General features: G+C 70.2%; 7 protein-coding genes and 1 pseudogene. 6 read left to right on the top strand and 2 right to left on the bottom strand.

The window, feature by feature from the left end:
• Positions 1 to 5 precede the first annotated feature (5 nt).
• The 4 genes from OVY01_RS07670 (at position 6) to recD (ending at position 10,832) form a co-directional block, all read left to right on the top strand.
• Positions 6 to 221: a hypothetical protein gene (locus tag OVY01_RS07670; RefSeq protein ID WP_267846843.1), complete on the top strand. Its 216-nt coding sequence runs from the start codon at positions 6 to 8 to the stop codon at positions 219 to 221.
• Between the two features lie 287 nt (positions 222 to 508).
• Complete coding sequence (gene recC, locus OVY01_RS07675; RefSeq protein WP_267846845.1) at positions 509 to 4,294, top strand: exodeoxyribonuclease V subunit gamma; 3,786 nt, start codon at positions 509 to 511, stop codon at positions 4,292 to 4,294.
• On the top strand, positions 4,291 to 8,448 hold the full coding sequence (gene recB, locus OVY01_RS07680; protein ID WP_267846847.1) for an exodeoxyribonuclease V subunit beta: 4,158 nt from the start codon (positions 4,291 to 4,293) through the stop codon (positions 8,446 to 8,448). Before recC ends, recB begins: the two co-directional genes overlap by 4 nt.
• Positions 8,445 to 10,832 (top strand): exodeoxyribonuclease V subunit alpha, encoded by a 2,388-nt coding sequence (gene recD, locus OVY01_RS07685; protein ID WP_267846849.1) that lies wholly within the window; start codon positions 8,445 to 8,447, stop codon positions 10,830 to 10,832. The genes recB and recD overlap by 4 nt, the downstream gene beginning before the upstream one ends.
• Before the next feature lie 42 nt (positions 10,833 to 10,874).
• On the opposite strand, the gene OVY01_RS07690 is transcribed toward recD, so the two are convergent.
• Both OVY01_RS07690 and OVY01_RS07695 read right to left on the bottom strand, forming a co-directional pair.
• On the bottom strand, positions 10,875 to 11,597 hold the full coding sequence (locus OVY01_RS07690; RefSeq protein ID WP_267846850.1) for a sulfite exporter TauE/SafE family protein: 723 nt from the start codon (positions 11,595 to 11,597) through the stop codon (positions 10,875 to 10,877).
• A gap of 93 nt (positions 11,598 to 11,690) precedes the next feature.
• On the bottom strand, positions 11,691 to 11,819 hold the full coding sequence (locus tag OVY01_RS07695) for a hypothetical protein (protein WP_267846852.1): 129 nt from the start codon (positions 11,817 to 11,819) through the stop codon (positions 11,691 to 11,693).
• Between the two features lie 8 nt (positions 11,820 to 11,827).
• On the opposite strand from OVY01_RS07695, the pseudogene OVY01_RS07700 reads away from it, so the two are divergent.
• Together OVY01_RS07700 and OVY01_RS07705 are read left to right on the top strand one after the other, a co-directional pair.
• Positions 11,828 to 12,549, top strand: a pseudogene (locus OVY01_RS07700) (aldehyde dehydrogenase family protein); the annotation flags it as partial.
• Between the two features lie 22 nt (positions 12,550 to 12,571).
• Positions 12,572 to 13,915: a DUF3100 domain-containing protein gene (locus OVY01_RS07705; RefSeq protein ID WP_267846853.1), complete on the top strand. Its 1,344-nt coding sequence runs from the start codon at positions 12,572 to 12,574 to the stop codon at positions 13,913 to 13,915.
• The last annotated feature ends 60 nt before the right edge of the window (positions 13,916 to 13,975 follow it).

Below are 13,975 nucleotides of genomic sequence, written 5' to 3' on the forward strand. Positions count from 1 at the left end.
TCAGATTGTCGATCGCCTGCTTGAGCGAGGCGATGCTGTGCGCGGGGCGTGGCGGCGCGGTCGATGGCGCTGGCGATGGCGGTGGTGCCGGTGGCGGCGAAGGGGGCGGTGGTAGTGGCGATGGCGAGCGCGGCGGTGGCGAAGGCGGCGAGGGCGATCGCGGCGAGGGGGGGCGCGGCCGCACGTCGGGCGGCACGATCCGGGGCGGCGGGGCGACATAGAATTGTGTGGGCAAGACGTCACCTCCTTGATCGACGGGCGGACAGCGTCCGCTGGCACGGCGCGCATCCGGGTGCGGCCGGGGAGTGAGCCGATGATCGCATCGCGCGCTGGCCTGCGCGGGCAGCGATGCCTTATCCGGGGACGTGGCGAAGGCTGATCCGGCTGGCGGCCGCGATGTTGCTGCCCGGGCAGGGCGCCATGCACCCCGCGTGTTGCACCCCGCGTGTTGCACCCCGCGTGGTTTACCATGTCCGGCAAGCGGAACAAGGGGAACGAGAAGGAATCCATGAGCAACGACGCGCGGCGCGATCCCAACCCATCGACGAACGACCTGAGCCCCGGCTTCATGGTGGTGCACGGCAATCAGCCCGACGCGCTGCGGGCGCTGCTCGTGAGCTGGATGCACCGCTATCCGCTTGCGCCGCTCGAGAACGAGGTGGTGCTGGTGCAGAGCAATGGCATCGCGCAATGGCTGAAGCTGGCGCTCGCGCGCGATGCCGATGCCGGCGGCTGCGGCATCGCGGCCGCGCTCGACGCCCAGTTGCCGCAGCGCTTCATCTGGCAGGCGTATCGCGCGGTGCTTGGCGAGGCCGCGGTGCCCCTCACCTCGGCGTTCGACAAATCGCTGCTGATCTGGCGATTGATGCGGCTGCTGCCGTCGCTGTCCGGGGAGCCGGTGTTCGCGCCGTTGCGGCGCTTCCTGCAGCGCGACACCGATTGCCGACGCCGCTACCAGCTGGCCGAACGCCTCGCCGATCTGTTCGACCAGTACCAGGTATATCGCGCCGACTGGCTCGCCGGCTGGGCGCGCGGCGAAGACGATATCGTCACCAGCCGCCAGGGGCGGCAGCCGATACCCGACACCCTGCTCTGGCAGCCGCGGCTATGGCGCGCGTTGCGCGAGGACGTGGGTGCCGAACAGGCGGGCACCAGCCGCGCCGAGGTGCACCAGCGCTTTCTCGACGTGGCGGGCGGGCGCGCACACGCGGCGCGCCCGCCCGGGCTGCCGCGCCGCCTGCTGGTCTTCGGCATTTCGTCGCTGCCGCAGCAGGCGCTCGAGGTGCTGTCCGGGCTCGCGAACTGGATGCAGGTGCTGATGTGCGTGCACAACCCCTGCGAGCACTACTGGGCGAACATCATCGCCGACAAGGACCTGCTGCGCGGCGCGCGCCTGCGCCAGTCGCGCAAGCAGGGCATGCCCGAGCAGATCGACGAGACGCAGCTGCATCTGTACGCCCACCCGCTGCTGGCGGCCTGGGGCAAGCAGGGGCGCGACTATATCGGCCTGCTCGATGCGCACGACGAGCGCGAGCGTTATGAACAGCGCTTCATCGAGATCAGCCAGCGCATCGATTTGTTCGAATCGAATGGCGACGCCACGCTGTTGCAGCAGTTGCAGGACGACATCCTCGCGTTGCGGCCGCTGGGCGAGACGCGAGCATTGTGGCCGGCGGTGGACCCGGCGGTCGACCACTCGATCCGTTTCCACGTTGCGCACAGCCCGCAGCGCGAGGTCGAGGTACTGCACGACCAGCTGCTGGCCGCGTTCGGCGCGGATCCGACCCTGCGGCCGCGCGACGTCATCGTGATGGTGCCCGACATCAATGCGTACGCGCCGCATATCCAGGCGGTGTTCGGTCTGTTCGACACGCGGGACCGCCGCACGCTGCCGTTTCGCATCGCCGACCAGGGGCAACGGCATCACGATCCGCTGGTGGGCGCGCTGGAAAAGCTGCTCGGCCTGCCGCAGTCGCGCCTGGCGGTCAGCGACGTGCTCGATCTGCTCGAGGTGCCCGCGCTGCGCCGGCGCTTCGGCATCGAGGAGGCGGACTTGCCGTTGCTGCACCGCTGGATCTCCGCCGCGAACATCCGTTGGGGCCTGCACGCCGAACAGCGGCACAGTCTCGACCTGCCCGATGCGCTCGAACAGAACAGCTGGTTCTTCGGCGTGCGGCGGATGCTGCTCGGTTATGCGGTGGGCGCGGGCGACGCGTGGCGCGCGATCGAACCGCTCGACGAGATCGGCGGCCTGGACGCCGTGTTGCTCGGGCCGCTGGTCCACTTGCTCGATACGCTCGATGCGCAGTGGCGGCAACTGCGCACGCCGGCGACGCCCGCCGAGTGGTATGCGCGCCTGCACGGGCTGCTCGACGCGTTTTTTCTTGCCGACGACGGCGACGACGGGTTCACGCTGCTGCGGCTGGATGGCGCGCTGCAGGACTGGCTGGACGCCTGCGTCGCCGGGGGGCTGGCGGAGACGTTGCCGTTGTCGGTGGTGCGTGAGCACTGGCTGCAACAGATCGACGAAACCGGCTTGAGCCAGCCGTTTTTCGCGGGGGCGGTGACGTTCGCGACCTTGATGCCGATGCGCGCGATCCCGTTCCGGCATCTGTGCCTGCTCGGCATGAACGACGGCGACTATCCGCGCTCGCGCGTCGCGATGGACTTCGACCTGATGAGCCGCGACTATCGCCCCGGCGACCGGTCGCGGCGCGAGGACGACCGCTATCTGTTCCTCGAGGCGCTGCTCTCGGCACGCGATCACCTGCATATCAGCTGGGTGGGCAACAGCATCCATGACAACACCGAGCGGCCGCCCTCGGTGCTGGTCGCGCAATTGCGCGATCACCTCGCCGCGGGCTGGCGGCTGGCGCGCGGCAGTGGGGATGACGGCGGGGAGGATGGCGGCGGGGAGGATGACGGCAGTGAGGGTGGCGGCGAAGCATCGTCCGGCGGGGAAGCGCCGCGTGCGCCCGAAGCGGCCACGGGGCTGCTCGACGCGCTGACGCTGACGCACCGGCTGCAACCATTCAATCGCGACTATTTCAGCGATGCCGCGGACCCGCGCCTGTTCAGCTTCGCACGCGAATGGCGCGACGGGCTCGCCGCGCAGGAAGCCGACGGCGGCGCAGCGAACGAGCAGGATGCGCGGGACGGGGCCGCCCGGGAACGCCATGTCGGACCCCTGCCGGCATTCGACTGGAACGGGACGGTCACGCTGCGGCAGCTCGCCGATTTCGTCAAGGATCCGGTGCGCGCATTCTTTCGCCTGCGTCTGAACGTCGCGTTCGAGACGGTCGATCCGGTCAGCGAGGATCAGGAACCGTTCGCGCTCGACGCGCTGGAGAACTGGCAACTCCAGGACGAATTGATCCAGGCGCAATTGTCTGCGGTGGAGGACGACGCGTCCCGCGGGGCGGCGCTGGCCGCGCAACTCGAACGCATCGGCCGGCGCGGCGAATTGCCGGCCGCGCATTTCGCGGGGGCCGTGGGGGCCAGGCTCGTGGAGCCGATGGACAAGCTGTTCAACGAATACCGCGACGCGCTCGCGAACTGGCCGGACCTCGCGCCCGACGAGCCGGTCGAATATGTCGAACCGGGCGTGACGCCGGAGGCCGCGCCGGGTACCGGCGACGGCGCCGGAACAGGGGGCATCACGCCGCTGCATTTGTCGGACTGGCTCGGCGGCTGGCGCCGGAACGCGGCGGGCGAACGCGGGCGCGTCCTGCTCGAAAGCAGCGGGCTCGTGCGCAAGGGTGCGTACCGCCGCGACAGGCTGATTCCGTTCTGGATCACGCATGTCGCGGGGCACCTGTGCGGCGAGGCCCTGACCACCGTCATCGTCAGCAAGGCCGGCACCGTCACGCTGCCGCGCTTGACGCAGCAGCAGGTCCGGTCATACTGGGACGCGCTGCTCGCGGCATGGCGCGCGGGCATGACCCGACCCCTGCCGCTGGCGCTCAGGACCGGCTTCGCCTGGCTCGAAAAAGGCGGCACGGCCCATGTGGCGGGTGCCGCGGCCGATATCGACGGCACCGCCGTCCATGGCGCCGCGCGCGAGGCGGCCCGCGACTGTTACGAAATGAACGATCCCGACTACGGCCGCTTCGGCGAACGCGACAGCAATCCTTACCTGTTGCGGGCCTATCCGAGTTTCGACGCGCTCTGGTCCGACGGCGAGTTCGCCACGCTGGCCGAGGCGTTGCTGCGGCCGGTGTTCGACCATGTCGGGGCCCGCGCCGCCGCCCGCCAGCACGCGTCGACGGCGCCGCGCACGGACACCGACGCATGAACCCTCCCCGGACCGCCGCACCCACCCGTTCCGCGCTCGCGGAAAACGACGCCCCGCCCTTGGCGCTCGATCCCTTGCGCTTCCCGCTGCACGGCAGCCGTCTGATCGAAGCCAGCGCCGGCACCGGCAAGACCTTCACGATCGCGGCGCTGTATCTGCGGCTGGTCCTGGGCCATGGCGGCGACGCGGCGTTTGCGCGCGCGTTGACGCCGCCGGAGATTCTCGTCGTCACGTTCACGGACGCCGCCACCAAGGAGCTGCGCGACCGCATCCGCGCTCGCCTCGCGCAGGCCGCGGCATATTTTCTGGCGGGCGCCGCACCGAAGAACGACGGAAATGGCGACGGCAGCCAGGGCGAGGCGTTCGATCTGGATGCGTGGCTGGACTCGGATTCGGAGCTCGACGCCGATTTCGATTTCGATTCCCTGCCCGACGCCGGCCCGGCGCACGGCATCGACCGTGACCGCGGCGACGCGCCCGCGGTCGCCGGCGACGCGTTGCTGGAAGCCCTGCGCGACGACCATCCGCCCGAGACCTGGCAGGGCTGCGCGCGCAAGCTTCAACTCGCCGCGGAATGGATGGACGAGGCGGCGGTATCGACGATTCACGGCTGGTGCCACCGGATGCTGCGCGAACACGCGTTCGACAGCGACAGCCTGTTCACGCAGACGCTGGAAACCGACCAGAGCGAGATGCTCGACGAAGTCGTGCGCGACTACTGGCGCACCTTCCTGTATCCGCTCGATGCGCAGGACGTCGCCGCCGTGCTGCAATGGTGGGAGACGCCCGATCTGCTGCGCCGGCAACTGCGCAATCTGCTGGGGCATGGCGCGCTGCTGGGCGTGGGCATGGCGCCCGCGCAAGCCTTGCGGCAGGCCCGCGACGCGACCGCCAACGCGCTGGCTGCGCTCAAGGCGCCATGGACGGTCTGGGTCGACGAACTGCGCGCGCTGCTCGACGCGGCCGTCGCCGCGAAACAGGTCGACGCCAAGAAAATGCAGCGCCGATACTACGAAGGCTGGCTTGCGTCGCTGCAAACGTGGCGCGACACGATGGCGCAAACCACGCCGGATCTGACCGACATCGCCTGGGCGCGTCTGACGCCCGACGGACTGGCGGCGATCGTCAAGGCGGGCATGACCGCCCCCGCGCATCCTGCACTGGATGCGATCGCCGCCTTGCCCGCGCAACTGGCGGCCCTGCCCGACGCGCGGCGCGACGTGCTGTGTCATGCGGCGTCGTGGGTCGCGGAACGCTTCGCCGCGGAACAGGAGCGCCGTGCGCAGATGGGCTTCGACGATCTGCTCACGCGCCTCGATGGCGCGCTGCAGGGGCCGAACGGCGCACGCCTCGCGGAACTGGTGCGACAGCAATTCCCGGTCGCGCTGATCGACGAATTCCAGGACACGGACCCGCTGCAATACCGGATCTTCGACGCCATCTATCGCGTCGCGCACACGCCCGCCGATCTCGCGCTGATCCTGATCGGCGACCCGAAACAGGCGATCTACGCGTTTCGCGGCGCCGATATCCACACCTATCTGAGCGCGCGCCGCGACACCGCCGGGCGGCACTACACGCTGGGGCGCAACTTCCGCTCGACGCGGGCGCTGGTCGCGGCCACCAACCATTGCTTCATGCAGGCGGAACGGCGCGAGACCGGCAGCGGCGCGTTCCTGTTCCGGCGCCCGCACGAGAACCCGTTGCCCTTCCTGCCGGTCGCCGCCGAGGGCCGCGCGGTGCGCTGGCGCGTCGACGCCGCCGACGGCGCGGCGTTGACGGTGTGGTTCCACGATGCGGGCGAGGGGGGCGACGGGGGCGGCAAGTCCACGGGGCGAGGCCATTACGTCCAGCATTTCGCGCACGTCTGCGCCGGCGAGATCGTCCGCTTGCTGCAACTCGGACAGCAGGGGCGGGCCGGGTTCGTCGCCGACGCCGATGGGGATGACGATGCGCTGGTACCCGTGCGGCCCGGCGACATCGCCGTGCTGGTGAACACCGGCAAGGAAGCGCAGGCGGTGCGCCAGGCGCTGGCCCGCGCCGGCGTGCGCAGCGTCTACCTGTCCGACAAGGAGTCCGTGTTCGACAGCGCCAGCGCGGGCGAACTGCAGCGCTGGCTGGCCGCCTGCGCCGAGCCCGACGATGACCGGCTGCTGCGCGCGGCGCTCGGCACCGCGACGCTGGGCATGAGCTGGGCCGAACTGGATCACCTGAACAACGATGAGATCGCCTGGGAAAACCGGGTCGTGCAGTTTCGCGACTACCGCACGTGCTGGCGCCGCCAGGGCGTGCTGCCGATGCTGCGCCGGCTGCTCAACGATTTCGCGGTGCCGCGCCGCCTGCTGGCGGCGGGCAACGAACGCGACCTGACGGACCTGCTGCATCTTGCCGAATTGTTGCAGCAGGCGAGCGCCGTGCTCGACGGCGAGCACGCGCTGATCCGCTATCTGGCCGAGCAGCGCGACGCCGCCGGCGACGAGGACGACGCGCGCAAGCTGCGGCTCGAAAGCGACGCGGCGCTGGTCAAGGTGGTGACCGTCCACAAATCGAAGGGGCTGGAATATCCGCTGGTGTTCCTGCCGTTCGCGTGCGGTTTTCGCGCGGTCAAGGCCGAGGACCTGCCGCTCAAATGGCACGACGACGCGCATCGGCTGCATGTCGCGTTGAGCGCGGACGCCGCGTCGCTTGCCGCAGCGGATCGCGAGCGTCTGGGCGAGGATCTGCGCAAGCTCTACGTGGCGCTGACGCGTGCGCGTTTCGCGACCTGGATCGGCGTCGCGCCGCTCGCGGAACTGGAGCGCGGCGCACTCGGTTACCTGTTGGGCGGCGGCGAACCGATCGCGCCCGGCACGCTGGCGGCCGTGTTGCAGGCCTTCAGGGACGGCGGTGGCAACGGCGGCGAGGGCAACGGCGGCGAGGGCAACGGCGGCGAGGGCAACGGCGGCGAGGGCAACGGCGGCGAGGGCAACGGCGGTGAGGGCCGCGTCGCGATCGACATCGTGCCCGCGCCCCGGCCCGAGGCGCGCCGCTATCGGCCGCTGCACACCGCCACGCCGCTCGCCCGCGAACGGCCCCTGCACCTGCCGCCACGCGAGCCATGGTGGATCGCCAGCTATTCGTCGTTGCAGATCGGCGCGATCGAGACGCGCGATGCATCATTCGCGGGGCGGGACGCGGGCGTTCCGGTCGCCGTCGCGGACGCCGGGCCGGCCCGAGCCGGCGCCGCCACCGCCGCGCAGGAGATTTTCGCCGAAGGCGCGGACCCGGACATCCCGCAAATGGACATACCGCCGCCCGCCGCCCGCGCCGAGGGCCTGCATGCGTTTCCGCGCGGGCCGAATCCCGGCAGCTTCCTGCACGGCCTGCTCGAATGGGCGGCACAGACCGGATTCGCGGCAGTGCACGCGGACCCGCGGAACCTCGACGATCTGATCGCCCGGCGTTGCAGTCTGCGCGGCTGGACCCGCTGGATCGAACCGCTGCAGGCCTGGCTGGCCTCCCTGCTCGGCGCGCCCCTGCGTCTGGGTCCGGACAGCGCCGTGCGGCTGGCGGATCTGGGAGCAGGACAGGAAGCAGGACAGGGAGCGGGGCAGGGAGCAGGACAGGGAGCAGGACAGGGAGCGGGGCAGGGCGGCAGCACCGGTTCCGGCGCCTACCAGGTCGAGATGGAATTCTGGTTCGGCGTGCACGCGGTCGATACCCTGCGGCTCGACCGGCTGGTGAGCAGCGCCACGCTGGACGGCGCTCCCCGGCCCGCCTTGTTGCCGAACCAGTTGAACGGCATGCTCAAGGGCTTCATCGACCTCGTGTTCGAACACGAGGGCCGCTACTACGTCGCCGACTACAAATCGAACTGGCTCGGGCCGACCGACGCGCACTACACCCTCGGCGCGATGCGCGGCGCGATCCTGGAAAAGCGCTACGACCTGCAATACGTGCTGTATCTGTTCGCGCTGCACCGTCTGCTGCGCTCGCGGCTGGCCGACTATGACTACGACCGGCACGTCGGCGGCGCGGTCTATCTGTTCCTGCGGGGCAGCGGGGCGGACACGCAGGGTCTGTTTTGCGACCGGCCGCCGCGGGCGCTGATCGATGCGCTCGACCGGTTGTTTTCGGCGTCTGCGCACGACGCGGGCACGGAGGACGACGCATGAGCGAACAGCTTTCCTTTGGTCTGTGGGACGACGACGCGCCGGCGGTCTCCGCTCCCGCGCCGGTCGCCGGCGCCCTGCATTACGCGACGGCCGGCTTGCCGGCGCTGCTGGCGCTGCTCGACGACTGGGCACGGCGCGGCTGGTTGCGCGAACTGGATCGCGTGTTCGCCGATTTCCTCGCGCGGGAAGCGCCCGACGCCGCGCCGCTGCTGATCCTGGCCGCGGCGCTGGCGAGCCACCAACTGGGCCGCGGGCATGTGTGTCTCGACCTGCAGGCGACGCTGGCCGACGCCAGCTTCGCGTTGTCGCTGCCGCCCGAGGGCGACGCGCCCGACGACCGGCCTGTGCTGCCCGGCGCCTTTCTCGCCGGTCTCGACCTCGCGCGGTGGCGTGCCGCGCTGGTGCATCCGTTGCTGGTTGGCGACGCGGATGCCGTAGCACCGGGGGCCGTAGCACCGGGGGCCGCAGCACCGGGGGCCGCAGCACCGGGGGCCGGGGCGCTGCAAGGCGTAGCCTGCGCCACACCGCTCGTGCGCGTAGGTGCCCGGCTTTATCTGCGCCGTTACTGGCAATACGAACGGCAGGTCCGCGCGGCGATCGGGTATCGGCTCACGCTGGGTGTCGAGGAGCGGGCCGCCTTGCCGCTGCCCCGACTGCGGGCGGCGCTCGACGCGCTGTTCCTGTCGGGCGCCGTCGTGCCGGGTGCCCCGTGTCCCACCGCCGCATCGCATCGTCCGGCGGACTGGCAGAAACTGGCCTGTGCGATGGCCGCGGGCCAGCGCTTCAGCATCATCACCGGCGGCCCCGGCACCGGCAAGACCACCACGGTCGTCACGCTGCTCGCACTGCTGCAAAGCATGGCGCTGCATGGCGGCGGTGCCGCACGGGCGTTGCGCATCCGGCTGGCCGCGCCCACCGGCAAGGCGGCGGCCCGCCTGAACGAATCGATCGCGCAGGCCGTGCAGCGCCTGCCGCTCGACCACTTCGCCGACGCCGAGGCGCTGCGCGCGGCCATTCCGACCGAGGTCACCACGCTGCATCGGCTCCTGGGCAGCCGCCCCGACACGCGCCATTTCCGCCACGATGCGCGCCATCCGCTGTCGCTCGACGTGCTGGTGATCGACGAAGCGTCGATGATCGATCTGGAGATGATGTCCGCGGTACTCGCCGCGCTGCCGCGGCACGCGCGGCTGGTCCTGCTCGGCGACAAGGACCAGTTGGCGTCGGTCGAGGCGGGTGCGGTGCTGGGCGAGCTGTGCCGCCACGCGCGCGAGGGGCGCTATCTTCCCGCGCAGCGCGACTGGCTCGAAGCGGCGAGCGGCGAAACCGTCGATCCCGCTTTGTTGTCGCCGGCCGGCACGCCGCTCGATCAGGCCGTCGCCATGCTGCGCGAGAGTTACCGCTTCACCGCGCACAGCGGCATCGGCCGGCTCGCGGAAGCGGTGAACGCGGGGGCGGTCCGGGAGACGCGGGCGGTCTGGTCGCATGGCTATCCGGACCTCGCGCGGATCAGCCTGCCGGTGCGCGACACCGCCGCGCCGGACAAAACCGCCGCATCGTCCCATACCGCCGCGCTGAGGGCGCTCGTCGTCGATGGCGCACCCACGCAGTTTCCGAACGCCGGACGCGACCGTCGGATGGGCGGCACGGATGGCACGGATGGCACGGGCAATGGCGCCGACATGCGACTACCGCCGCCCGTCGGCTACCGGCACTATCTTGACATTCTGCGCAAGACCCGGCCTCCATTGACCGATGGCGAGGGCGGCGTTCCACGCACCGCCGCCGAACGCCAGCAGGCATTCGACGACTGGGCGCGCAACGTTCTGGCCGCGCATGGTCGGTTCCAGGTGCTGTGCGCGCTGCGGCGCGGCGAACATGGCGTCGACGGGCTGAACCGGCGCATCGCCGCTCTCCTGTTCGCCGACCAGCTGATTTCGTCGCACGAGGGCTGGTATCTGGGGCGGCCGGTCCTCGTGACCCGCAACGATTACGGGCTCGGGTTGATGAACGGCGATATCGGCATCACGCTCGCGCTGCCGCACCAGGCGCCGGGCGAGGCGTCGCCGCGCTGGATCCTGCGCGTCGCCTTCCTGACGAGCGATGGTCGGCAGGGGATCAAATGGGTATTGCCCAGCCGCCTGCAGGCGGTCGAGACGGTCTATGCGATGACGGTCCACAAGTCGCAGGGCTCCGAATTTGCGCACGCGGCGCTGGTCCTGCCCGAGCGGCTCAATCCGATCCTGACGCGCGAGCTCGTGTACACGGGCATTACCCGCGCGCGACACTGGTTCACGCTGGCCAGCGCCGGCACGGATCATCAGGTATTCGAAGCAGCGATCGAGCGGCAGGTGCAGCGCGCCAGCGGGCTGATCGAAACGTGAAGGCGCGGGTTCGCGCGTGCGCGGGTTTCCGGCGCGGAGAAGCTAACGCACCGCCGCCCAGAGCAGCGAAAGGCCGGAGGACAGCATCAGCCCGTCCACGATCAATTTGAATGTGCTTGGGTGCATGCGCATGACGATGTACCGCGCCGCGAACGAACCGGCCATCAGGGACGCGCCGATCAGCAGGCCGCTCAACACCACATGCGCGGGCAGGGCGCCGAAATGGGCGAAGACCGTGACTTTGGCGCCATACACCGCGAGCGATCCGGTCGCTTCGGTGGCCAGGAATGCGCCCTTGACCAGCCCGTACGCCATGAAGACCGGAACGGTGATCGGGCCCGTCGACACCACGATGCCGGTCAGGAAACCGACGATGCCGCCGATCAGCGCCAGATGGCGCAACGACAGCCGGTAATCGCGCCGCGCCAGCCAGCGCCGTGCCGGCACCATCGTCACGAAAAACAGTCCCAGCGCGCATTCCACCGCGTGCGGGGGCAGCGCGAGCAGGGTGCGCACGCCCAGTGCCGCGCCGGGCACCGCCGTCGCGCAATACGCGGCGCAGGCCCGCCAATCGATCACTCGCCACCACGCGAGCACCTTGCCCAGATTGCCGAAGATCGCCGCGATCGCCATGATCGGGACGGCCTGCTGCGGGCCGAAAAACACCACCAGTATCGGCATCAGCAGCATCGAAGAACCTGTCCCGATGATGCCGCTCAACACGCCGGCCACGAGTCCGACGAACAGCACGAGGGTATAGGCCATGGGTCGACCGCTGGTTGGAAACGCTGAATCGGAACTGAAATTATAACCGTGGGCATCGGACCACTTGCGTGGCGACGGCGTCTCCCCTGCCCGCTACCGCAACGAACGCAACTGCGCCGTCATCAACTGCAGCATCCGCGCGGCCGCGCTCGACAGGCGCCGGCCCGCGCGGGTGATCGGATGCGCCTCGGCGGTTTCCAGCACCGGATGCCGCAGCGGCATCGTGATGATGGGCGCTCACCCATGCCGGCCGCGGCCGCGTCATGTTCGATGTCGCGCGCGAACTGCGCCTGCATGTCGAGCCGCTCGCCCGGCTGGAAGCGATCGGCTCCGGCAAGCCGATCCGCGATTGCCGCGGCGAAGTGGCGAAGGTCGCCGAGATGTTCGAGTACGACGGCGGCTGGGCCGACAAGTTCTACGGCGACGTGATTCCCGTGCCTTCGTCGCACCTCAATTACACGCGGCGCGAGCCGGCCGGCACCGTGCTGCAGATCGCGCCGTGGAACGCGCCGGTGTTCACCTGCGGCTGGCAGGTCGCGCCGGCGATCGCGATGGGCAACGCGGTGCTGCTCAAGCCGTCCGAGATGACGCCGTGCACGTCGCTGGTGCTGGCACGGCTCGCCGAAAAGGCCGGCGTGCCGCGCGGCCTGATCAACGTCTTCGCGGGTTATGGCCATACCATCGGTCAGGCCGCGATCGCGCACCGGGCCTGGCCGGCGCCGTCTGGACCGAGCAGGTCGCGCGCGCGCACCGTGTGGCCGCGCAGGTGCGGGCCGGCACGTTCTGGATCAACGGCGACAAGACGATCAACGCCGGCTCGCCGTTCGGTGGCTACGGGCTGAGCGGTTATGGACGTTCGAGCGGCGTCGAGGCACTCTACGAATGTACGCAGACCAAGAGCGTGTGGGTGGAAACCGCTGCGCATCCGGCCACCACGTTCGGCTATCTATGAAAAGACCACCACAGGGACCACCATGGCACACGTGACCGACGCAGCACGCACCCTCCCCGCGAGCGAGGCCGACGGCCCGAGCATCGCCAAGCTGTGTTTCTATGCCGCCCTCATCCTGGTCATCGCACAATCCATCGGCGCGCTGGCCTTCAAGGTGGGCCCGGGGAAGGTCGTCCTGTTGCCGATGGTCTGGGCCTTGCTGCTGGGTGGCGTGCTCGGGCTGGCGAGCGGCCGCTGGCACAACCGCGCGCGGCTCGACGAGAAGACCCAGTTCCTGGCCGCCGCGGTCCTGCAGCCGGCATTGCTGCTGTTCGTCGCCAAGCTCGGCCTGATGGTCGGCGGCGCGCTGCCGCAGCTGGCGAAGGCGGGCTGGGCGCTGGCCTTCCAGGAACTCGGGCATTTCGTCGGCACGATCCTGCTGGCGCTGCCGCTCGCGCTGCTGCTCGGCATCAAGCGCGAGGCGATCGGCGCGACCTTTTCGGTCGGACGGGAGCCGAGCCTCGCGATCATCGGCGAGAAATACGGGATGGACTCCGCCGAAGGCCGCGGCGTGCTGGCCGAATACCTGACCGGCACCGTGTTCGGCGCGGTTTTCATCGCGCTCTTCGCGGGCTTCGTCGCCAGTCTGCACGTGTTCGATCCGCTGGCGCTGGCGATGGGCGCGGGCGTGGGCTCGGGCAGCATGATGGCGGCCGCCTCCGGCGCGATCGCCGCGCAGCAGACGCCCGAACTGGCGAAATCGGTGCTGACCTTCGCCGCGGCCAGCAATCTGATCACCACCACCATCGGCACCTATTTCACGCTGTTCATCTCGCTGCCGCTCGCAGTGCGGGGCTACCGGGTGCTGGAGCCCGTGATCGGCCGCACCAGCCGCGCGTCCGCGACGCCGCGCCCGGCCCCGGCGCTGGGCGAGGTGGTCACGGCGGCGCCGGTCCTGGGCTTCGCGGGCAAGCTCGGCGCCTGGTTGCTCACCGCCGCGTTCGCGCTGGTCTGCGACCGGATCACGCACGGCACCCATCCGGGCGAGGGTCTGCCGGGGATGCTCGTCATGCTCGGCGCGGTCATCGTCGGCGACGCGATCTGTCAGCTCACGGGGCGCCGGATTCCGGCCGTGTGCTGGGTGTCGATCGTCGCGATGCTGCTGACCTCGCCCTGGTCGCCCTGGGCCGCGCAGATCGGCGCATGGGGCGCGAGGAACGATTTCCTGTCGATCGTCACGCCGATGCTGACCTTCGCGGGCCTGTCGATCGCCAAGGACGTCCCGGCGTTTCGCCGTCTGGGCTGGCGTATCGTGCTGGTGTCCTTCGTCGCCAACGCCGGTACCTTTCTCGGTGCGGCGTTGATCGCGCAATGGTTTCATGTCTGAAAAGCGGGCACAGGCAAGGGCATAGGCGAGGACAGGCGCAGGGGCGGCCAGGCATTGGGC

It is taken from the genome of Robbsia betulipollinis (assembly GCF_026624755.1).
Lineage (GTDB): Bacteria > Pseudomonadota > Gammaproteobacteria > Burkholderiales > Burkholderiaceae > Robbsia > Robbsia betulipollinis.

Coding starts and splice junctions, on each gene's coding strand:
- recC (WP_267846845.1), top strand. CDS start 509: ATGAGCAACGACGCGCGGCGCGATCCCAACCCATCGACGAACGACCTG.
- recB (WP_267846847.1), top strand. CDS start 4,291: ATGAACCCTCCCCGGACCGCCGCACCCACCCGTTCCGCGCTCGCGGAA.
- recD (WP_267846849.1), top strand. CDS start 8,445: ATGAGCGAACAGCTTTCCTTTGGTCTGTGGGACGACGACGCGCCGGCG.
- OVY01_RS07690 (WP_267846850.1), bottom strand. CDS start 11,597: ATGGCCTATACCCTCGTGCTGTTCGTCGGACTCGTGGCCGGCGTGTTG.
- OVY01_RS07695 (WP_267846852.1), bottom strand. CDS start 11,819: ATGCCGCTGCGGCATCCGGTGCTGGAAACCGCCGAGGCGCATCCGATC.
- OVY01_RS07705 (WP_267846853.1), top strand. CDS start 12,572: ATGGCACACGTGACCGACGCAGCACGCACCCTCCCCGCGAGCGAGGCC.